This is a genomic window from Bifidobacterium sp. LH_416, assembly GCF_056357055.1.
In genome coordinates this window covers 1-21,946 of sequence record NZ_JBKEVJ010000006.1, presented here as the reverse complement: position 1 = coordinate 21,946, position 21,946 = coordinate 1, and the positions used below count along the sequence as shown (strand labels likewise).

The following is a 21,946-nucleotide window of genomic DNA, read 5'->3' as shown; positions in this document are numbered from 1 at the left end:
TTGTTATGTCTGGTGATGTGTCGTTAGAAATTCCTTCTGCTTTTGCTGAGATTGCGGCGAAGCTGCCGCCGTTGAGTACGGCGGAGGAATTGAGCGAGATCGTGCATATTCCTGAGAACACGTTGAATGACTGGCGCAGCAAGGGCAAGAACCTGAAGTTTGTGAAGCTCGGCAGGGCCGTCTACTACCGTCGCGACGATGTTCTGGCGTTTCTGGAATCGAGCGTGTACTCGAGCACCGCCGACGCGAAGAAGGCCAGCGTGCGGGAGTCGGCAGCATGAGCCGCCTATTGCCGCTGCTTGCGCCCATCGTGTTCGGCTGCTGCTGTCTTATGGCGTGGCGGTTGAACGTCGGTGATTATCCGACCGCCTATCTTATCGGCGGTATGGCGCTCGCCATTGAGTCATTCGTTTATCGTCTTCAATCCCGCCCGTTCAATCGTTCTCTTAGATCAGTCGCAAGCGAGGAGGCTTCTCTTATGGATGTTCCCCGGTTCTCCATAATCCAATTGCAGCAGGCGCAGGGCCTACCCGTGAAGGCCATGGAAGGTGTTGTTGCCAGCGCCTTGGATATCAGTGTGCTGACGTTACGTGAATGGCGTCATGCGGGTATCGGCCCCGAATATGAAACCACCGTAGGAGGTTTGACTTTGTACACGCGGCGTGCGGTTCTCTCTTACGTGCACCAGCATTTGCAATCCGGGAGGCTGTCATGACCGTCACTTTCGCGGAATCCAAGGCGGACATGCAACGCGCCGCCATCACCGAGCAGACCATGCGGCAGGCCGAAGCCGAATACGCGGATGCTGTGGACTTGGACGCCACGCGCGGCGAGCATGAGGGCGATGGGATAGCCCGCACCAGCGAGGGCACACCGTATGACCCCGTAACCGGCAGCGTGGGCACGCTCGCCATCACCAAGGGCAACAGGACGGCCCGGCTTATCTCATTGGCGGACGTGAAACCCCGACCCTTGCACTACTTGTGGCACCCGTTCCTCAGGGAGGGTGTGAACATTCTCGCCGGCGAAGGCGGAGCACGCAAAAGCACGTTCGCCGCCTACATCGCCGCACAGGCCACACGAGGACTGCTATCGGACGAAAACGGCTTCAAATGCGAACCGCAGCGCGTCCTGTACATCGACCAAGGCGAAGACGATCTAGAGGCGGTATTGCAGCCGAGGTTCATGGCCATGAACGCGGACGCCAATCTGGTGAAGTTCTACCAGTCCACGACGGTAGGCCCGTTCGGCACGGAAATACCCTTGACCACCAGCGCCGCCGACCTGAACAGCCTACGCACTCTCGTGCAGGAATGGAAACCCGGACTAATCATCGTTGACCCGATAGCCATGTTCGTAGACGGAGACATCAACAGCGCCAAGGACGTGCAACCCGCCATGCTCGCATGCAGGGAATTGGCCGTACTCGCCGGCGAAGGTGCTGTGATATTGGGCTTGCATCACTACAACCGGAGCGGCACCGTGTCCGGCTCCCAGAAGTTCATCGACACGGCCCGCTCGTTCATGGAGATCATCAAAGACCCGGACAACGAAGACGTGAGCATCATGAGTCTTACGAAGGCGAACAACGCGGCCCTCCGCTCGCTGAAAATCACAGCCAGCATCACCGATAACGTGCAGGCAATAAGCCGTGTGGAACATTCCAATGTCAGCGTTGAGGACATACGCCAGAGCCGGCTCAACGGCGAGGACGCGGAAGACATGAACGATATAGACCGCTGGCTAATCCGCTACCTGAAGGACAACAATGGCAAGGCGGTACGCTCCGATATTCTCGAAGCCGGCTTCAAAAGCAAAGGCCACTTCAGCAAAGACCAATTGAGACGCGCCAAGAAACGTCTGCATATAACCAGCGACAATAAAGGCACGTTCCAAGGCGCGTGGTACTGGTACCTTCCGAAGGACATGCAATGACGCCCGCACTAGTCCACAAGACAAAAACCCTAGCCGACCACACGGCAACAATCACACTCTGCGGAATCCGATTGACCACCGACCACAAGGCCACCCAAGCAGCCAAGCAAGGCCCATGGCTCTCATGCCCACTCTGCGAAACCGCACTCGCGCTCGCCAACATAGATCTAGGCGCACCGGAGTCACACCACCTAATCCAAGTCCCCTTTGAAGGAAGCGAGTCATGGTGAACGTCGGCAAGCAGAAACCATCGATAAACCTCACACCCTTGCAGACGCTGGATATGAGCGAATACCGGAGATACGCGCAGGCGCTCGCCGGAAACCTCTTGCGCCGCGCCGCTGAATGCATCACGAATGGCGAAAACACGTTCGCCGTGCATCTACCGTCCGACTCGCCGGAATCCGGCATCTACGCCGCCAGCCTGCTACGCATCGCCCAACAGATAGACCCGAGACCAACGCCGAAAAGCTGGACATCTAAACCCAGCGGCTCACACTCGGCGTAGGAAGCCCCCAAAAAACCAAAAAAGGAAAGACAGGACAAATGGACAGGGAAACCACCACAATTCCAGATAAAGGAAATCCACCGAACGGCAAAACATACTGCGGACTGCTACCCAGATTACAACTCGAACACATGCCCGGTTTCACGCTCAGAAAGCCAGACGAATCAATGCTTTCTATATTCGATAGCGATATGGAAGCGTTCAACCTAGGTTTTTCCATCCTCTTGACAGACGAAGGAACATGGGACAGCAGCATTTCAATCTTGCCTCAGTCCGCATACGACTCAGAAATGCATAATCTCACGCCCGACCAACTAGCAGACCTTGCAAATCAAACAAACCAACTACAGAAATGGCTGAACGACTGCGCCGAAGTCACCCAATGGGTCATCGACCACCGCCAAGCACTCACCAGTCTCGCATGGAACTTGCCGAAACAATACCCCCTAAACGAGCCCACGAATCAAGGTCAGACCTTCCAGCCGGAAAGCAAAAACATGAATGAAGATACTGACCCTATCCAAGAAAGGCACTCATAACGATACTTCGCGCCAAGACATGCGCTCGCAGGCATAAGTAAGACACCCGTTGCTCGGACATCAAGATTGATTGATCTGAATTTAGACCCGGTAACAGTCGATTTATCCGACAAGTTGCCGGGTTTTCTTCTATTATTATTAATAGATAGGAGAATCGTTATCAATATCAATAAATTGGAGGGATGTATGAGACATATCGTTTCGCTAATCCGCAGACTGATTTTCAAAATCAAGCGACACAAGGAAATGCCTGAACTGCTGCGTATGGCTGCGTATTTCGACAGCATCGATATCAGCAATGAAGATAAGGAGCGTTAAGAAAAATGAACATACTGGAACAATTTGATGCCGAGAAGAAGGCAGCTCAGAGGCTCGTAGATAAGGGCGCGGACAACCTCACGGAAGAAGAGGCACAGGAACTCAAGAAGCATTACGCGGAGGCCAAACGTCTGAAGGAACGCATCGACATGTTCAAGGGGGTAAATGATCTGAATACCGACGAAATGGACAACATGTCACAGTCCGCCGGGTCAGGGCATCTCTCACTGCGCAAGCTCACTACTGAAATCCCACATCATGCACTCAACTACAGCAGAAAATTTGGAGTGAAGGGACTCATTCAGGCAGGAAGCACGCTTATCCCAGTGCCTATTGTCAACCCAAACGCGCCCATACCGAATTATGCCGGCGCTGAAATCCCACCGCGCCTCGTTGACTATCTTCCCGCAGTGAAACGCGAACCGGTTTATGACATTATTCGAGAAACAGCCGAAGAAAACTCAGGTGGCGCTGCCGTCGTGCCGGCTGGAACCGAGAAGCCAATCAAAAAGCTTAACTTAGTAAGGAATACGCAGACTCTTAAAGTCATCGCAGTACTGACCGACGAAATAGACAAGTTTGTTCTTGAAGACGCTACCAGTATTCGCCAATGGTTAGGCACGCGCCTTACTCTTGAAGTGATCAACACCGTGGAAGATGAGATACTGCACGGAGACGGCACCGAGACACACTTATTGGGCCTTGACCATGTGGAAGGCGTACAGACTCAGGAATGGCACAACAACATATTCGATACGATCATGCTTGGAATTAACAAGCTGGAAAGCATCGGAATTGGCGTGCAGGTCATCGCGTTGAGTAGCGCCGATTGGATGGACGTGCAGACTCGCAAGGACGCCGAGGGACGTTACTACATGTCGAATGTCATCGACCCGACCAACCGCACCATGTGGGGCTATCAAGTTGCCCAAGTACCCGGACTCGACCAAGGTAGAGGGTGGGTTATTGGAACCGATTCCCTCGCCATCGGAACCGACAACCGAATGCGGCTTGAATGGGACGCCGCAACAGGTTTCAGTCGAAACACGGTGCGTGCCCGCGTTGAAAACCGCTATGCACTCGACGTGTATAAGCCTCATGGACTAGTCGAACTAAAACTCACGGCCCCAACCACCGGCAAGTAAACGGAGATTAGGGAAAGTCATACGGTTCATACCGAGCCAAGTGACGGAGGGTGGGACTTAAGACCTCAAAAAGGTCTCTGTGAACAGGTGGCGCGTGTGAGGAAGACACGCGCCACCACCAATATCGAACAGGAACGATGCATGAGCGAATCCGAGAAGATAGCCGAATGGATATATGACGCAGTAAGACAGCAGCCCACGCCAGCCATACAATTGCTTGCCATCATTGCACGGCAGCAATTGGAGATAAACGAGCATATGGAGCGCCTAGAGCATCTACATCAAATCTCGGAAGACAATAAAGAGCCGTACCCGACGAAACACGACCGGGTAGGGGCGGCAGAATCCCAAAACAGGTCATGAGTGAGAGACTATCCGCTTGCCCGCTGTTTCTCTCCCTCTAAATTATTTTCACCCAACTGGAAAGGCTTACAAACCATGGGCCAGACCCATATTCGTGCCGTGAATCGCACCATAAAGGCACTTCGGCTGGACGGCGACGAACGTTATAGCGCCATCGTGGAAGTAGCGCGCACATTGGCCCGTCAAATGGACAAAGCAAGCGCGGAACCCTCCACGCGACTTGTCGCCGCCTATCTTTCAAGTCTTAAAGACCTAAACCGCGCCACACCCGACATTCAAAACGAACAGAACCGAGCGGAAAAAGACGAATTTACCAAATATCTGGAAAGTATCGCATAACGAGACATCAAACATTTGACATGAACAGAAGTTTGCGAACTTGCGTTTTAAGCCCTATACCAACCTTTAGGTATGGGGCTTTATTCATACCCCAACAGCTTCAGACACAACCGGCAATATGCAACCGTGATTAATTGCTTATTTCCTCTAGGGAGAGAGAAATTGCGCAATATGCGCAATATGGGTTATTCCGTCATTTCTGGCTGCGCAATCTGTGCGCAATCTGTGCGCAGGCTACGCAATATGGGTTATTCCAACGATTTACGACAAGACGGCATAAAATGCAGCATTCCATGCTCTTAGCCCGTCCCTGATTCGTCCCTGATGTGCGCCGGAAATAGCCGTTATCAGGCATAACTACCCATTGGTTGAATAACCAGAAAACCCAACGAAATCAACGGTTTACGATTCTTCGTAACTACTCATTGATAGCGCCCACTAATCTCAAGGTCGCCGGTTCGAGCCCGGCCGGGGTCACTTATCTGCCACACCAACGCAAATCAGGCTATTTTGCGCTCGCGTGGCACACACTCGTGCCACGCCAATGCAAATCCAATCATTCTGCACTAGCGTGGCACGTTTTTAGGCATAAATCGCGATATTTCATCAATGCGCCGTGCCACGCCAGCGCATATTCAATCATTTTGCGCTAGCGTGGCACGCATATGCACGCACATACACGTACACAGCACGCACGCGCACACGCACACAAATAGAACCAAACTCAGCTTTCGAATACGCGGTCGCGAATCATGCGGCCGGATTCATCTAAAGCGGTGGAGAATCGGCCGTAGTCGGACAGAATCACGCCCATATAGAGCATGTCGACAAGCGCGGTATCGGCCACGCGCGAGAAAATCGCATTGCCATAAATGGCATGCGAGTCGCGCCCGGTCACAAGCACTACATCAGCCCAGCTGGCCAAGGGAGCACCGATAGCATTGGTGATCGCAATGGTTTTCGCCCCACGCGACTTCGCCAATCTCAGCGCCTTGACCGTATCCGCCGAGCTTCCGGAGTGGGAGAATGCGATGGCCACATCGCCATGAGTCAGGTGTCCGGCTCCGATCTGCTGCAGGTAAGCGTCCGTATTGAGGCGGCATGTGAGCCCCAGATACTCGAACTTCGTGAACAGATCCATGGCCGGCGTCAGCGAATTCTCCACGCCGAAAATATCAATCAATCCCGCTTCGGCAATAATGTCAATCGCCTTGCGGTATGCCTTGGAATCCAAAGCTCCGCGCATCTCATCGATAAGCGCTTTAGCGCCGTCCGCGGCTTTGGCAGGAATCTCATCAACGCTGTCCCACGGGTTCAAATCGAAGCCGGACAGCGGATCGAACGTCACTTGATGCGCGGCGGTCGGATGGCGCAGCACGTATCGCAGTTCGCGGTAGCCGCCAAATCCAAGTTTGCGCGAGAAACGAATCACCGTCGGCTGGCTCACATGCGCCACATCTGCCAACTGCCCCACCGTCAGTTCCGCGGCCTCTTCCGTGTGGTCGCGAATATATTGAGCCACAGCCCGCTCGGCTGGACGCAACGAGGGGTACACGTGATCAATACGTTCTCGTATTCCCACCGAGGATTGCACAGTCACGCTCCTGATTCGTCATTATTCCTATTTCCGTTTCTGAGCGTACCGGCTTTCCACCCGTAAAATCACGATTTGCATTAACCACAATATGAACTGTGAGAGAACTTTTTTGTTCACTTTCACTTCGCTCAGCCAAGCAAAACACCTACAATTGGCATCATGGTGCGGATTACAGTCTCAGACCCTATTCATCGGACGAGTGAACGGCTGTACGGCGTCTTTTTCGAAGACATCAACCACAGCGCGGATGGTGGTCTGAATGCCAATATGGTGAACAATTACAGCTTCGATGGCGTGTATTTGAACCATCACACGTGGCGAATGGCCGGTGGCGACCGCTGGCGCACTGAGGCTGATCCACTGCGCTTCTGGCGTTTCACCAACTGCTCAGCCGAAAGCTATGGCGCTGAAATCCGCGGCTCGCATGGGCAGATTCTTCATACGGTATGCCCCGCTCCCCCGATTCATGCGCACAGTCGGTACGCGCGCATTACTACTGCTTCGCTCCCCGCACACATCGAGAATCTTGGATATAACGGCGGCGGCAGTAATGGTAATCAGCCCGCGTTCTCTATTGTTGCCGGACACACCTATGACATTGACTTCCAACTGCGGCCGGTAGCCGGCCAGGTTGTGCTTGCGGTAAGTGTGGTTGATGCGCAGGGTACGCCGTTAACCGAAACTGCTCGGTTTGATTGTTGCGCCAGCGATGATGCTGGCAATGCTGCAAATGTTGCCGCTATTAAGCCGGTAAACGATTGGATTCACTGCACGGCTCAGGTGCACGGTTTGGCAACTGATTATGGCAAGCTGCACATTGCCATTGAATCGAAAGATGACTCGACTTCGACTGATGCTACCACCGCCACCACTGCTATGTTCGACTTGGATCTTGTGCAATGTATGGATGCGGATTACTGGGGTGCCGATGACCCGAAATGGCGGTATGGCAAGTTTCGGCGCGACTTGGTGGAAACCATCAAAGCATTGAATCCATCATTTATGCGCTTCCCCGGCGGCTGCATTGTGGAGGGTGTGACGCCGGGCAATGAGTATCGTTGGAAGGATACGGTTGGCTCGCTGGCGGCTCGTCGACCGCAATATTCGATATGGTCGTTCAAAATGCCGGACGGTTCCAGCTACTGCCAGAGCTATCAAATCGGATTCTACGAGTATTTCTGCCTCTGTGAGGATTTGGGTGCCAAGCCGTTGCCTACCTTGTTTGCCGGCATTGCATGCCAGTCTCCGGGCCGCGACCCTCGCCACATGGATATTGATTCTGAAGCGTTCAGGCGCAATGTGGTTCAGGATTATGTGGATCTTATCGAGTTCGCCAATGGGGATCCGGATTCAAGCCCGTGGGCTGCGGTCCGCCGCGATATGGGCCATCCGGAACCGTTCGGTTTGGACATGATTGGCGTGGGCAATGAGAATTTCGGCGCGGATTATGTAGCCAAGTTCACGCGGATCAGCGACGCGATCCATGAACGCTACCCGCAGATGCTGTGCATTATGAGCGCCGGGCTCTTCCCCTTCCAGCCGGCAATGAAGCGCACGTGGGATTACGCGCGCAACACCGCGAACGCCGGCGAAGGCGCGCAGAATTCCGCCACTGGTGACGCGATTATTGTGGACGAGCATTCCTATCATTCGCCGGAATGGTTTGAATCGCAGGCCACTCGTTTCGATGATTACCCGCGTTGCGGAGCCGGCGTCTATTTTGGCGAATACTCCGCGAACGACTATTTTGCAGGCCAGCCGCAAACCGAGCAGGGTGCGAATACGTGGAGGTCCGCACTCGGCGAGGCCGCATTCCTCACCGACTGCGAGCGCAATTCCGATGTGGTGAAAATGACTTCCTATGCGCCGCTTTTGGCGCATATTCCGGCTAAAGGTTGGGCGCAGAATCTGATCGAGTTCAATCCGGCGCATGTGAATCCAACTTTGAATTATGAGGCTGAGCGATTGTTCGCCACTCGGATGGGCGATATGACTTATCAGGTGGATGTGGAGCAGTCCAAGGCTTCACGTCATCTGTATGTCAGCGCCACTGGCAGAGATAGCACGCGCTCAATCCGATATATCAAAATCGTCAACACTGCTTCTACTGCGGCAGATGTGACGCTGGAAATCAACCGTGGTTTGGCTGCGCTGGGTAATGCTGGCAGTCAAGGCAGCGATAATAAGGTTCAGCTGGATATCGAAACATTGACTGCTCCCCCGAAGGCTAAAACCACTATCGATTATCGCGGCACAGCGCAGGGCGCAATCATTCCAGAGCATCGCACAGTGACTTTACCGGCATCCAATTCGCTGTTGGCTATGAAAATCAAACCGTACAGTTTAACCGTGGTTACTGCACGCTGGTAATAATCGTCTGCAATTATTCGATAATCCAGCTCAACCCAACGAGCACTACGAGGAACAGCACATTGACTGCGGAATAGATGGCGAGATAGCGGCCCTTCTTATTCGGATACTGACGCACTACATTCTTGTAGGAGATCAGCGAAGCCATCGAAGCAATCAGAGTGCCCATGCCGCCCAGATTGGTGCCGATGATCAGCTCGCGCCACTGGTCGCAGAAGCCGGAAAGCAGAATCGTCGTAGGCACATTGCTAATCACCTGGCTTGAGGCCACGGCCACTTCGAGCGGATGCCCGCCCACTAGCGAGCGCGCAAGCTCATAAAATTCGGGCACACGCTTCATATTGCCGATGAAGATGAAGAACATGCAGAACGTGAGCGGCAGGCCCCAATCTACGTAGCGGAATACGCGGCGATCAGTGAACAGGAACACCACTACCACGATCACGCACATGGCCCACAGCGGAATCACGTCGGAAACAGCGAGCAAGCAGACTCCGAACAGCAGCGTGTAGACCACGGTTCGCCAGCCGCCATAGCCGGCACCATAGCCGGTGATGCGAATCTCATCAGGCTGGTGCTTGTTGCGTTCGGGAGCCAGCACGCCGGTTTCCAGATTGCCGAGATTGCCGACCGGCTGCTTGCCGAATACTACGCACGCCACGATGACGAGCAGTATGGCTGCGGTAATCGAGTACGGTGCCATAATGCCGATGAATTCCATGGTTGGCATGCCGGTAAGGGCTTTCAAATACAGGTTGTGTGCGTTGCCGATTGGGGTGAGCATGCTGCCCACGTTTGCGCCGATAGTCATTAGGGTGGCCACCAGAATCGTGCGCTCTTGTTGGCCAGCCATGATGAGTACGGCCACTGCGAATGGCACGAACGTTACCAGTGCCACATCATTGGTGATGAGCATGGCGGAGAAGAAGGTGAGCGAAACCAGTGTGATGACCAAGCCGCGCATTGTGCTGGTTTTCTCCAACAGGCGCGAGCCGATGATGCGGAAGACGCCAATGCGTTGGAAGCCGCACACTACGATCATCAGGCAGATGAGCTGGCTGATGGTGCTGGCGTGAATGTAGCCCTTGTAATCGGCGTCTGGAGGGACGATAAAACAGGAAATCAATGCGAGTATTGCGGCGACCACCAGAATCGTCTCGTTCTTCAGCAGGTTGATCAGCCAACGCCGCATGAATCCTCCGTTTTCAAGCCGTTTTGACGTGCTCAATAGTATCGGAACACCCTGCCGAGTACGTAGTTTCGGCGTGCTGTTTTCCGACCTTTTTTGCTGAAAATGCCGATAAGACTTACTGGTTATTGGGATTTGCTCCCGACTTTTTTGGGCGGGGTGATAGTTACGGAATAGTGAATGATTAGGAAATTATGAATATGGCGAGGTAGTTTTTTGAGCTCCCCTCAGTCCGCTTCGCGGCCAGCGTCCTGCAATTAAGGGCAGGCTTCGCCTGCATTTTGCTGGCTCGACTGTCGTCTCGCACATTGCCTACAAACAGCTCTGCTGTTTGCTTCACGGCAATGTCCCTCCAGAGGGGAGCCGAGAGAAGGGAAAAAACTACGGCGACTACGTGTGAGACGTGTAGTTTTACTTACTGTTCACCTTTCTTTTTCCGGGCTTTCCCCAATGTAAGATTCACGCCACTCGAGCTTGCCTGACTATGGAAGTACGGCAGCGGTTATAGCCGCGAATAACTGAATGATGAATAGTTGAAATTCGATTCTGCGAGTATTCGCGGAAGGCAAGTTGGGAAATATGCTCGAACTGAAAAACATCACCAAGTCGTTCGGTGACACTCATGTGTTGAACGGCATCAGCCTCACTCTGGGCGACGGCCAGATCATGTCCATCCTCGGCCCGTCCGGTGGCGGCAAGACCACCCTGCTCAACATCATCCTGGGCATCACCGATGCCACGAGCGGTCAGATTCTGTACAACGGCGAAGACCTGACTCAGGTACCGATGGAGAAGCGCGGCTTCAACATCGTGTTCCAGGATTACGCACTGTTCCCGAACCTCACCGCCTACGAGAACATCACGTACGGTCTGCGCAACAACCCGGGCATCTCCTCCGAGGCGGAAATCAAGGAACTCATTAAGCTGCTCGGCTTGGAAGAACACTTGAACAAGCATATCGACGAGCTTTCCGGTGGCCAGAAGCAGCGTGTGGCCTTGGCTCGCACGCTGGTGATGAAGCCGAAGCTGCTACTGCTCGACGAGCCGCTTTCCGCATTGGACGGCGTGATCAAGGAATCCATCAAGGCCAAGATCAAGCAGATTGTGGACCAGTACAAGCTCACCACCATCATGGTCACCCATGATCCGGAGGAAGCCTGCACGATGAGCGACAAGGTGCTCATTATCAACCATGGCAAGATCGCTCAGTTCGATACTCCGGAGAATATCATCGAGCATCCGGCCAGCGACTTCGTCAAGAAGTTCATCCTGCACCAGCTCGAAGTCAAGCGCAATAACATTTACTCACTGTTCAGCGAAGCGGAAGCCGACGAACAGTCTGCCGCCAAAGCCAAGAACACCGCTCTCGCCGGGCAGGAGGCCTGAGCCATGTCCGTCGAATCCATTCAGGCGGGCAAGCAACTGCCCAACATTCGCCCCGAAATCGTCAACTACGAGCGTCGCCCGCGTGCACCGAAGCAAACTGAATTGTGGACGCTGCTGGCCATCGTAGCCGTCTGCTTCGCCGCGTTCCTCGTAGTGCCGATGGTGCTGGTCATCATCCGTTCCTTCACCACCGCGTCCGGCGAGGCCACGCTCTCCAACTATGCAGCCGTGCTCTCCCGCCCGGAGTTCACGCGCTCCATCACCAACTCGCTGGCCGTATCCGCCACGTCCGCACTGGTGGCTGTACTGCTGGCATTCCTGCTGGCCTACACCATCAACTGCACGAATGTGCCGGCCGGTTTCAAGAAGGCCGTGGCGCTGCTCGCCCAGCTGCCGATGCTGCTGCCGACCATCACCTACGGTTTCGCTATCATCTACTCCTTCGGCAAGCAGGGCCTGATCACTCGACTGTTCGGCCACCAGCTGTTCGACATTTACGGATTCAACGGCTTGCTGATGGGTTACGTGATCTACACGCTGCCCACCTGCTTCCTGCTGATCAACAACAGCTTCCAGTTCGTGGATAAGAAGTTCATCATCGTATCCCACATCATGGGAGACAAGCCTCTGACCACGTTCCTCAACACCGTGCTGCGCCCGCTGATCGGCACGATGGCTGTGGCATTCATCCAGTCGTTCTTCCTCGCGTTCACCGACTACGGCATTCCGACCTCGGTGGGTGGCGAATACGACGTGCTGGCCATGACTCTGTTCAACCAGATGCTCGGCTCCATTCCGAACTTCAACCGTGGCGCTGTGATTGCAGTGTTCATGCTGATTCCTTCGATCATCTCCATCATTCTGATGACCGTGCTGGAGCGTTTCGCCATCCGTTACAAGCAGATCAGCCAAGTTGAACTGCCTAAGGGCAAGCGCCGCGACTGGGCGTGCGGCATCGCTTCCGTGGTAGTGCTGGTGTGCACGCTTTCCGTGTTCGCAGTGATTCTGCTGATCCCGTTCGTTTCCGAATGGCCGTTCAACACCACACCGACGTTCGCGCACATTGCGAACATGTTCACCGATTCCGAGCTGACTCAGGTGTTCACCAACTCGCTGTACGTGGCTGTGATGACCGCTATCGTCGGCTGCCTGTTCGCATACGCCGCAGGCTTGGTGACCTCCCGCTCCAAACTGCCGAACTGGGCGAAGCGCTCAGTGGACGCCATCTCCGCAATCATCAACACTGTGCCTGGCATGGTGCTCGGCATTGCCTTCCTGTTCGCCTTCTCTGGCTCTTCGCTGCAGAACACGTTCTGGATTCTGATTATTGCGAACATCATCCACTACTTCGCCACCCCATACCAGATGATCAAGGATTCGCTGTCCAAGATGAACGCCGGCTGGGAAACCACGGCCAAGCTCATGGGCGATAACTGGATCAAGACGATTGTGCGCGTGGTCACGCCGAACGCATGGCCTACGATCCTGCAGGTGTTCGGCTACTACTTCGTCAACGCTATGGTGACGATTTCCGCAGTGGTCTTCTTGACCGGTGCTCGCACGCAGGTGATCACCACGAAGATTTCCGCACTGCAGCACATCGCTAAGTTCGATGACGTGTTCGTGCTTTCGCTGCTGATTCTGGTCACGAACCTGGTAGTGAAGGGCGTGATTGCTTTCGCTACGCGCGACCGTTCTGCAGAGCGCGCTAAGGCTGCCGCCCGCGCTACTGTGAAGACTCCGCAGCTGGCTGCCGCACGTTCCACTGTTGCCACTGATACCCGCCTGACTGCTGCCGCACAGGCTGCGCACAATGGCACTCCGGACTTCCCGCTGCCGACTTCCGGCAATCGCAAGGCGCGTAACGCGTTCACTGCTGGTCTTTCCGCTGTGCTCGCTGTGCTGCTGGTCGGTTTCGGCTTCGGCGCTACGGCTACTGCCAGCACGAATGGTCAAGTGGTGATTTACACCAACGCCGATGACGAGGCTGTGGTCGCTTTCCAGCACGCTTTGGATAACAACGGTTTCAAGAACCAGTACATTATTCAAAGCTTCGGTACTTCTGAGCTCGGCGGCAAGATGCTGGCCGAAGGTAAGGCTCTGGAAGCGGATATGCTCACCATGAGCTCCTACTATGTGGATTCCGCTCAGGAACGCAACCACATGTTCGCCAACCTGACCGACGTGCACTCCAAGCTGCTCGGCACTTCCGAAAACTCCAAGGCTCCCGCTTACCGCTCCCCCACTACTGCGCAGGAAGGTGCGATTATCGTGAACACCACTGCGTTGAAGGAAGCTGGTGTTCCTGAACCGAAGAGTTTCAAGGATTTGGCTGACCCGCAGTACAAGGGATTGATTTCTGTGCCGGATATGGAAGGCTCCTCCACTGGTTGGCTGATGATTCAGGCCATCGTGGACGCTTACGGTACCGGCGCTGAAGGTAAGCAGATTCTGACGGACATTTACCGCAACGCGGGCCCGCACCTTGAACAGTCCGGCTCCGGCCCGTTGAAGGCTGTGCGTTCCGGCGAAGTCGCGATTGGTTTCGGCCTGCGCCATCAGGCTGTGGCCGACAAGAAGAAGGGCCTGCCGATTGATTATGTGGATCCTGAGGAAGGCAACTACTCGCTGACCGAGTCGGTGGCCGTGCTGGACAAGGGCGCTAAGACCAACCCGAAGGCGCAGAAGATGGCCGGCGTGATTATCGACGAAGGCCGCAAGGAACTGCTGAAGACCTACCCGACGCCGCTCTACCAAGGCGAAAAGGCTCCGGCCAACGCCTCCAAGCGTTCCAAGACCTTCCCGAAGCCCCTAACCGTGGACCTGCTGCAAGAGCACCAGGACTTCTCGTCCGAATGCAAGCGCATCGCCCAAGGCGAGTGATTAATTACAGATTATGTACTGCGCAGCGTTTGGTTGGGATGTGTGATGCCCGACCGTAAGCAGCGAAGGCGTGTGCTAAGCTCCGCGAGCACACGCCGGAGCGAGGCCGAACGGCCTTGAGTGTGTCGGGCATCATACATCCCAACCAAACGCGCAACACCCCACATACAGAACTACATACGACACTCCGATTGCGCCTTACAGACTACGTAGAAAATTACAGAAACTACGCGACTGATTAGACTCAGCCGCAGAACATCACAGGAAAGGAAATTCCACCATGGCAAACGAATACAAGCTGCTGACTCCTGGCCCGCTGACCACCACCCGCACGGTCAAGGAAGAAATGCTCTTCGACCACTGCACTTGGGATGAGGACTACCAGCAGATCACTCAGAAGATTCGCCGTCAGCTGCTTGAGCTCGCCCACGTGAATGCCGACGACTACACCGCAGTCCTGATGCAGGGCTCCGGCACCTTCGGCGTGGAAAGCGTCCTGACCTCGGTAATCGGCAAGGATGAGAAGGTGCTACTGTGCACCAACGGCGCTTACGGTGACCGCCAGGCCAAGATCTGCGATCACGCTGGCATCGCCTACACGCAGTACGCCGAACCGTACGATCGCATTCCGGATGCCGCCAAGGTTGAGGAATACCTCACTGCCGACCCGTCCATCACCCACGTTTCGATGATTCACTCCGAAACCACTTCCGGCCTGCTGAACGACATTCAGGCCGTGGCCGCAGTCGCCAAGAAGCACGGCTGCACCTTCATGGTGGACGCTATGAGCTCCTTCGGCGGCGTGGATATTCCGGTGGCTGACTGGGGCATCGACTTCCTCGTCTCCTCCGCCAACAAGTGCATTCAGGGCGTGCCGGGCTTCAGCTTCATCATCTGCAACAAGGCCAAGCTGGAAGCCTCCAAGGGCAAGGCCCGCTCCCTCTCCCTCGACCTGTGGGATCAGTGGAACACGCTCGAGAAGGCTAATGGCAAGTGGCGTTACACTTCTCCGACCCACGTGGTGCTCGCCTTCTCCAAGGCTCTCGATGAAATGTTCGCCGAAGGTGGCATCCCGGCTCGTTCCGCTCGCTACGCGCTGAACAACCACCTGCTGATCGCTCGCATGAAGGCTCTCGGCTTCCGCGTGTTCCTGGCTGACCACCAGGGCCCGATCATCACCACCTTCCTGTACCCGGAAGGCACCACGTTTGACTTCCATGACATGTACGAGTTCATCAAGGAGCGCGGCTACGCCATCTACCCGGGCAAGCTCACCAATGAAGAAACCTTCCGTCTGGGCAACATCGGTGAGATCTACACTGACGACATCGAAAAGGTGACTGAGCTGCTGGCCCTCTACATGGGCGAGCGCGGCCTGCTTGAAGCCGCCATTGGTACCGATTCCGTGCCGGAAGCCATCGCCGCCATGGATAAGGCTGGCGAACCGATCAAGGCCGCTGCCCCTGCCAACGTCAAGCTCACCGCCTGATTATTCATTGGGCCAGTCTGATTGATGGCATGCGTTGCTCGATACACTCAAGGCCGTTCGGCCTCGCTTCAGGGTGTGCTCGCAGAGCTTAGCACACCCTTCCGCTGCTTACGATCGAGCAACGCATGCCATCAATCAGACTTCCTATCAAACAAAACACGATGAAGGAATTATTATGTCTCGTTTTGAAGCTGTGATTTTTGATTGGGCTGGAACTACCGTGGATTATGGTTGCTTTGCTCCGGTTCGCGCTTTCCAGGAGGCGTTCAAGGAGTTCGGCATCGAACCTACGATGGCCGAGACCCGCAAGCCTATGGGCATGCTGAAGCATGACCACATCAACACCATGCTGCACATGAACCGCATTGCTCGTGCTTGGGAAGATGAGCACGGCGCAGCACCAACCGATGCTGATGTGGATGCTGTTTACAGCCACTTTGAGCCGAAGCTGCTCTCCATTCTTGATGGTTTCGCAGACCCGAAGCCGGGTGTGGTGGATGCTGTGGCCGCATTGCGCGCAGCTGGCATCAAGATTGGTTCCACCACTGGCTACACGGACAAGATGATGGAGATTGTGGTGCCGAAGGCTGCGGAGAACGGCTATGCTCCGGACTTCTGGATTAGCCCGGATGGCACGAATGGCTTCGGCCGTCCTTACCCGTACATGGTGTTCAGGAACCTTGAGAAGCTTGGCGTGACCGACGTGCGCAAGGCTGCCAAGGTGGGCGATACTTTGTCTGATATTCGCGAAGGCAAGAATGCCGGCGTCTTCACCATTGGCGTGACCGAGGGTAGCTCTCAGATGGCCCTCTCCGAGGACGAGTTCAACGCACTGTCCGACGCCGAGAAGGCTAAGGCTCGTGCTGCCGCCCGCGAAGCGTTCGTCAACGCCGGCGCCGACGCCGTAATCGACACCATGGCCGAGCTCCCCACTCTCCTCGCTCAGCTTGCCTGAGTAATACATTCACAAATCACCTGGATGCCGCGGGCTATATCTGCGGCATCCGGTCGCACGAAGTTGAGGCGAATATGCCCGTCATCGGTTTCGTCAACATCGAAAACGCTGCCGGGCATAAACGTCACGCCTTGCGCACGGCAACGGTCAAGCACATCCAGCGAGCGCACTCCTTCAGGCAATGAAGCCCAAATATAGTAGCCACCCTCCGGAGCATTCCATCGCATTCCGTCCGGTGCATACTCCTCCAATGCCGCTACTGCCATATTCCGTCGTTCGCGGTAAGCACTAGTCAGCACCCGAACATGCTCGGCAATGCGCCCTTCCTTCAGCAATTCCAGGCAAATACGCTGCGAAGACGTGCTCGTATGCTGATCGACCATGCGTCGCAATGCCGCTAATCGGTCAATCACATGCGAATCCGCCACAATCCACCCAGTTCTCAATCCCGAAGTCACCGTTTTGGAGAAGGTGGAAAGATACATCACATATCCCGCATTTTCCATGCCTTTGAGCGGTATCGGGCGCTGCTCATCATCTCCCCCGTACCACAATTCACCGTACGCATCATCTTCGATAATGAGGCACTGATATTTACGCGCCACGTCAATCAGCTCACGCCTGCGCTCTGCCGGCATAGTCGAGCCGGTCGGATTCTGGAATGTTGGAATCGTATAGATAAATTTCGGATGGAACCGCGCACAATAGCCTTCCAATAAATCGGTTCGCATACCATATTCATCCATGGGCACGCCCACAATTCGAGCATCCGCCGAACGGAAGGCTTGCAATGCCGGGAAGAACGTGGATTGTTCCACGAGCACGCAATCGCCAGGGTTGATGAACGCGCGCACGCATAAATCAATCCCCTGTTCGGAACCGGACAGAACCATCACATTGCGCTCACTGCAATGCACACCTCGTGTGCGCATATGTTCGGCTAACAGTTCGCGCAGTTCCGGGAATCCTTCAATAGGAGACTCCGGCTGGCCATCGAATTCATGTGAAGCAAAGGCTTCCAAGCTCACCGCGCGCAGCAGATCATCGGGAATATCAGCCGGATTTGGCGAACCAGTAGCGAAATCGATGACTGCTTTGCCGCTTTGCGCGCGGTTTGCCGAAGCGATGTCATGGTACGTGAAACGATTGGAATAATCGCTGAATAGCACGGACCACGGCGGACGCACAACAGTCGGTTCTATGCTCTGGTCCGGCACTGCAGAGGTTTCTCGAATCGTATGGATTGCCGGCGATTGTTTAATTCCCAGCGAATCTGAATCATCGCGGATGGTTGCCGGCAGTCCAGTACGTTTCGACGGCAGCACAAAGGTGCCTTTGCCGACTTTGGATGCGATGAGCCCCTCATCTTTGAGCTGCTGGTACGCCTGCAATACCGTGGTGCGATTGACTTCGAGGCGCGCGGAGAGCTCGCGCTCCGGAGGCAGCCGATACCCTTCAGCGAGCGCACCCGACACGATTTGTTCGCGCAATTCGGCGGCCAATTGCCGGTATAACGGCACGCTACTGCGCCGATTCAACTGCAATTGCATGGCCGCCTCCTTGATATTGCTGGTATTGCGCGCTGCTGCTCTTCACAGCCTACCCGAGTTCTTTGTAGGGCTCTAGATGCGATCAGAGCGAGAGGAAGAGCTCGTGGAGGCGGGTATCATCCGTCAGCTCGGGGTGGAATGCAGTGGCGAGGATATTGCCTTGGCGCAACGCCACGGCATGACCGTCCACTTCCGTTTCCACAGTGGCGTCAGCCCCCACGGACACCACGTACGGCCCGCGAATGAACACGAGCGGGAAGTCGGCAATATAGTCAGACTCCTCCGGACGCCCGAAATCCGCCGTGGCGGCAAAACTGCCAAGTTGGCGGCCATACGCGTTGCGACGCACCACGGCATCCAGAGCTCCGAAGTACACGTTCGGATCGTTGTCGAGTTTGCGTGCGAGCAGAATCATGCCGGCACACGTGCCGAACACGGGTTTGCCGGCCTTAATATGCGCGTCGATTTTCTCGAACAGGCCGGTGGAGTGCAGGAGTTTGCCTTGCGTGGTGGATTCGCCGCCCGGCAGGATTACGCGATCAATGGAATCGTCGAAATCCTCGGCCGCTCGCAGCAATTTCCATGGAGCGCCGAGCTTGTCTAGCACGGCGGCATGTTCGGCGAACGCGCCCTGAACGGCGAGAATACCGGTTACGCCATGGGTTGCGGATTCGGCATCGTCCGATTCTTCTTTGGAAATGTATTCAACAGCTACAACCATTGTTACCTCTCTATGCAGTACCCCTCAACAACCTCCCCTCAGTCAGCTTCGCTGACAGCTCCCCTCCAGGAGGGGAGCCAGAGGAAGGCACATGATAGAGCGTCACTCTCCGCGGGCGGCCATGATGGTTTGGATTTCGTCTTCGTTGATGCCGACCATGGCTTCGCCGAGGTTTTCGGAAAGCTTGGCAAGCAGGTCTGCATCCTGCCAGTTGGCGGTGGCCTTGACGATGGCGGCGGCACGCTTGGCCGGGTCGCCGGACTTGAAGATGCCGGAGCCCACGAACACGCCTTCAGCACCGAGTTCCATCATGAGGGCGGCATCGGCCGGAGTTGCCACGCCACCGGCAGCGAAGTTCACGACAGGCAGGCGGCCATTGTCATGCACGTACTTGGCGAGGTCGTACGGCACGGCCAGCTGCTTGGCTGCCTCGTAGACCTCATCGTCGCGCAAACCGACAAGCTCGCGAATCTGCTTGTTCATTGTGCGCATGTGGCGCACGGCCTGAATCACGTCGCCCGTGCCCGGCTCGCCCTTGGTACGAATCATGGCGGCACCTTCGGCGATACGGCGCAGCGCCTCGCCCAGGTTCTTGGCACCGCACACGAACGGCACGTCGAACTGATTCTTATCGATGTGGTACACGTCATCAGCCGGGGAAAGCACTTCGGATTCGTCGATGTAATCGATATCGATGGCTTGCAGAATGCGGGCTTCGGCAATGTGGCCGATGCGCACCTTGGCCATAACAGGAATGGAAACCGCTTCCTGAATGCCCTTGATCATGGCCGGATCGCTCATGCGGGAAACACCACCGGCAGCACGAATATCAGCTGGAATGCGTTCCAATGCCATGACTGCGCATGCGCCTGCATCCTGGGCTATCTTCGCCTGCTCAGGCGTGGTGACATCCATGATTACGCCGCCCTTAAGCATTTGAGCCAGATTTCGATTCAGTTCTGCACGATTGCCTGCCATTGTGTCCCCTTACGTTTGATGTCGAACAGTTACGTCCCGCTCATTATCAAACGCACACATGCGCACACAACCAAACCAGTCCAATTTGGATGGGGCCAATTGAATGGTTCTTTACCCATCCAATTAGCGGCAACACTACTGTTTCTCTTGATAGAACGTTGCCGCGACTTGGGTGCAGTGGCGTCGGTTCCGTGCCAGCGTCTGGCACGCTCCCCTCACTGAGAGGATTCACGCCGTCGAAACAAGGCCAGTTGATGGCCGCATTCCTACGCTGAGACGCTCAGCGTCGATTCCAGGCCAGTTAATGGCATTGTTCCTCCACCAAGCACGTCTCAGTGGATGTATATAGCCAGCCGCTGGCCGTAATGCTTCACTGAGTGCGTCACTGAAGGAATCCTGCCAGTCAGCGGAACGCATCCGACACGAGAGTTACCTTCAGTGAAGGTTCTCTGCCAGTTGCTGGCTTTTCCACGACTCCCCTGCCGCGACGGCGCCATATTGACGGGGATGAAATCGCAGGACGCAGCTCCGTATGTGCGGGTCGTGTTTCCACGTAATCGGAATCGACCTTCGGCCGATGCTGTATTTCCCAAAGAAGAAGTCTCACGGACAGTCCGGCCTTCATTTGTCAAGAACCGAATGATTCCAACGATTCGTTACGGAATGAACGTTACGGAGGAATGGAGACCATGATGCCGAGAGTCAGGAAAAACGGGCCATCTCCCCAATCAAATACGAGACCCGGAAGAAGCTCAAAGATGGTAGCGCAAAAACTACAACACCGGGTGATACGCCAAAGTGGACGGCAAATGGGTGACGGTCAAGACCTACGAGGAATGCGATGTAAAGGTAGCCAAAGCCCTCAAGGAGAAAGTCACATGGGGGTCTTGTATCAGGCGGTTCGACAAAGCTGGCCGACTACGCCGAGCAATGACATGAGGGGCACAAGGATCTCATCGGCCCAATCACGAGGAACGGGTACCAGGCGTTGATAGTGCACCTGCGCAACTATCCGTCACTCAGGATAACGTAGGTGACGCTCAGCGTCGTATGCAGAACCATTCAGAGCATGAAATTGCGCGACAGTAGGGATGCGTCCGTAGCCAGCAAGAAGAACCTGTACAACACTCTCAGCATGGTGTTGAAAGCGGCGGTGGCCGACAGGCTCATACCAACCAACCCTATAGATGCCGTAGAACGTCCGGCAGGGATAGAACCGAAGCTCGTGACGAGACGCCCGCATAATCGTTTACAGACAAACAGCTTCTCGTCATGCTGCGCGAAGCGTCATCCGACATCCGCGACGGCACCCCATCGACAAGAACAATGACATCATCTCGTTCCGCGCACTGCTTGCAAAAACCGGGGCCCCGCCCCCAATACGGGGGAACGGGACCGTCATATCAATCTCGAATCGTTCACTCCACCGGTGTAAGAGTGGCTGGAGCATAGTTCTTGATGTAATACCCCTCGGGCAGATACCCGTGGTAGTCGCCACGTCCGACAGCCCCACCGCCGAGAATGGTGTTGATGTCGGTTCGACCGTTGGTGTCGAAAGTAGCGAAGTTGGATTGGCAACGGTGTGTTGGACTGTTTCTAGAGGGTGTTTCCTTGGTGTGTGAACTCCACGGGGCTCATGTAATTGAGGGTCGAGTGGAGTCGTTGGTGGTTGTACCACCAT

General features: G+C 55.3%; 20 protein-coding genes. 14 read left to right on the top strand and 6 right to left on the bottom strand.

The features are described from left to right. Positions 1–5 precede the first annotated feature (5 nt). The 9 genes from AC1AY0_RS10530 (at position 6) to AC1AY0_RS10490 (ending at position 5,147) form a co-directional block, all read left to right on the top strand. Positions 6–281 carry a helix-turn-helix domain-containing protein gene (locus AC1AY0_RS10530; RefSeq protein WP_476524761.1) on the top strand — a complete coding sequence of 92 codons (276 nt, stop codon included), beginning with the start codon at positions 6–8 and terminating at the stop codon, positions 279–281. Further along, positions 278–715, top strand: a complete 438-nt coding sequence (locus tag AC1AY0_RS10525) for a hypothetical protein (RefSeq protein ID WP_476524762.1) — start codon at positions 278–280, stop codon at positions 713–715. Before AC1AY0_RS10530 ends, AC1AY0_RS10525 begins: the two co-directional genes overlap by 4 nt. Then, entirely contained in the window at positions 712–1,935 is a 1,224-nt protein-coding gene (locus tag AC1AY0_RS10520) for an AAA family ATPase (protein ID WP_476524763.1), read from the top strand. Before AC1AY0_RS10525 ends, AC1AY0_RS10520 begins: the two co-directional genes overlap by 4 nt. 223 nt (positions 1,936–2,158) lie before the next feature. Next, positions 2,159–2,443, top strand: a complete 285-nt coding sequence (locus tag AC1AY0_RS10515) for a hypothetical protein (protein WP_476524764.1) — start codon at positions 2,159–2,161, stop codon at positions 2,441–2,443. Positions 2,444–2,481: 38 nt separating this feature from the next. Then, a complete protein-coding gene (locus tag AC1AY0_RS10510) occupies positions 2,482–2,982 on the top strand; it encodes a hypothetical protein (RefSeq protein ID WP_476524765.1) in 501 nt (166 codons plus the stop codon). 186 nt (positions 2,983–3,168) lie between these two features. Next, complete coding sequence (locus tag AC1AY0_RS10505) at positions 3,169–3,300, top strand: hypothetical protein (RefSeq protein ID WP_476524766.1); 132 nt, start codon at positions 3,169–3,171, stop codon at positions 3,298–3,300. 5 nt (positions 3,301–3,305) lie between these two features. Beyond that, the gene (locus AC1AY0_RS10500) at positions 3,306–4,445 is read left to right on the top strand and encodes a phage major capsid protein (protein WP_476524767.1); all 1,140 of its coding nucleotides are present in this window, start codon (positions 3,306–3,308) and stop codon (positions 4,443–4,445) included. Between the two features lie 141 nt (positions 4,446–4,586). After that, entirely contained in the window at positions 4,587–4,808 is a 222-nt protein-coding gene (locus tag AC1AY0_RS10495) for a hypothetical protein (protein ID WP_476524768.1), read from the top strand. A 75-nt stretch (positions 4,809–4,883) separates the two neighbouring features. Next, the gene (locus tag AC1AY0_RS10490; protein WP_476524769.1) at positions 4,884–5,147 is read left to right on the top strand and encodes a hypothetical protein; all 264 of its coding nucleotides are present in this window, start codon (positions 4,884–4,886) and stop codon (positions 5,145–5,147) included. Between the two features lie 724 nt (positions 5,148–5,871). Here the strand turns inward: AC1AY0_RS10490 and AC1AY0_RS10485 are convergent. Continuing rightward, the gene (locus tag AC1AY0_RS10485; protein ID WP_476526417.1) at positions 5,872–6,741 is read right to left on the bottom strand and encodes a MurR/RpiR family transcriptional regulator; all 870 of its coding nucleotides are present in this window, start codon (positions 6,739–6,741) and stop codon (positions 5,872–5,874) included. Positions 6,742–6,903: 162 nt separating this feature from the next. Between AC1AY0_RS10485 and AC1AY0_RS10480 the strand changes: the two genes are divergently transcribed. After that, positions 6,904–9,114, top strand: a complete 2,211-nt coding sequence (locus AC1AY0_RS10480; protein ID WP_476526389.1) for an alpha-L-arabinofuranosidase C-terminal domain-containing protein — start codon at positions 6,904–6,906, stop codon at positions 9,112–9,114. Positions 9,115–9,127: 13 nt separating this feature from the next. Here AC1AY0_RS10480 and AC1AY0_RS10475 read toward each other — a convergent pair whose 3' ends face one another. Then, a complete protein-coding gene (locus tag AC1AY0_RS10475) occupies positions 9,128–10,306 on the bottom strand; it encodes an anion transporter (protein ID WP_476524771.1) in 1,179 nt (392 codons plus the stop codon). Positions 10,307–10,882: 576 nt separating this feature from the next. Here AC1AY0_RS10475 and AC1AY0_RS10470 point away from each other — a divergent pair. The 4 genes from AC1AY0_RS10470 to phnX all read left to right on the top strand — a co-directional run bounded on the left by AC1AY0_RS10470 (position 10,883) and on the right by phnX (position 17,016). After that, positions 10,883–11,689 carry an ABC transporter ATP-binding protein gene (locus tag AC1AY0_RS10470; protein WP_476524772.1) on the top strand — a complete coding sequence of 269 codons (807 nt, stop codon included), beginning with the start codon at positions 10,883–10,885 and terminating at the stop codon, positions 11,687–11,689. A 3-nt stretch (positions 11,690–11,692) separates the two neighbouring features. After that, positions 11,693–14,572, top strand: a complete 2,880-nt coding sequence (locus tag AC1AY0_RS10465) for an extracellular solute-binding protein (protein ID WP_476524773.1) — start codon at positions 11,693–11,695, stop codon at positions 14,570–14,572. Between the two features lie 280 nt (positions 14,573–14,852). Further along, complete coding sequence (locus AC1AY0_RS10460) at positions 14,853–16,061, top strand: 2-aminoethylphosphonate--pyruvate transaminase (RefSeq protein ID WP_476524774.1); 1,209 nt, start codon at positions 14,853–14,855, stop codon at positions 16,059–16,061. A gap of 175 nt (positions 16,062–16,236) precedes the next feature. Then, positions 16,237–17,016, top strand: a complete 780-nt coding sequence (gene phnX / locus AC1AY0_RS10455; RefSeq protein ID WP_476524775.1) for a phosphonoacetaldehyde hydrolase — start codon at positions 16,237–16,239, stop codon at positions 17,014–17,016. Here the strand turns inward: phnX and pdxR are convergent. The 4 genes from pdxR to AC1AY0_RS10435 all read right to left on the bottom strand — a co-directional run. Beyond that, positions 17,004–18,566, bottom strand: coding sequence for a MocR-like pyridoxine biosynthesis transcription factor PdxR (gene pdxR / locus AC1AY0_RS10450; RefSeq protein ID WP_476524776.1), 1,563 nt, complete (start codon positions 18,564–18,566; stop codon positions 17,004–17,006). The two genes, phnX and pdxR, sit on opposite strands and share 13 nt — an antisense overlap. A gap of 82 nt (positions 18,567–18,648) precedes the next feature. Then, positions 18,649–19,287: a pyridoxal 5'-phosphate synthase glutaminase subunit PdxT gene (gene pdxT, locus AC1AY0_RS10445; protein ID WP_476524777.1), complete on the bottom strand. Its 639-nt coding sequence runs from the start codon at positions 19,285–19,287 to the stop codon at positions 18,649–18,651. A 102-nt stretch (positions 19,288–19,389) separates the two neighbouring features. Next, positions 19,390–20,265, bottom strand: a complete 876-nt coding sequence (gene pdxS, locus AC1AY0_RS10440; protein WP_476524778.1) for a pyridoxal 5'-phosphate synthase lyase subunit PdxS — start codon at positions 20,263–20,265, stop codon at positions 19,390–19,392. Positions 20,266–21,861: 1,596 nt separating this feature from the next. Next, positions 21,862–21,946, bottom strand: an 85-nt coding sequence (locus AC1AY0_RS10435; protein WP_476526416.1) for an IS3 family transposase, incomplete at its 5' end; no start/stop codon positions are given.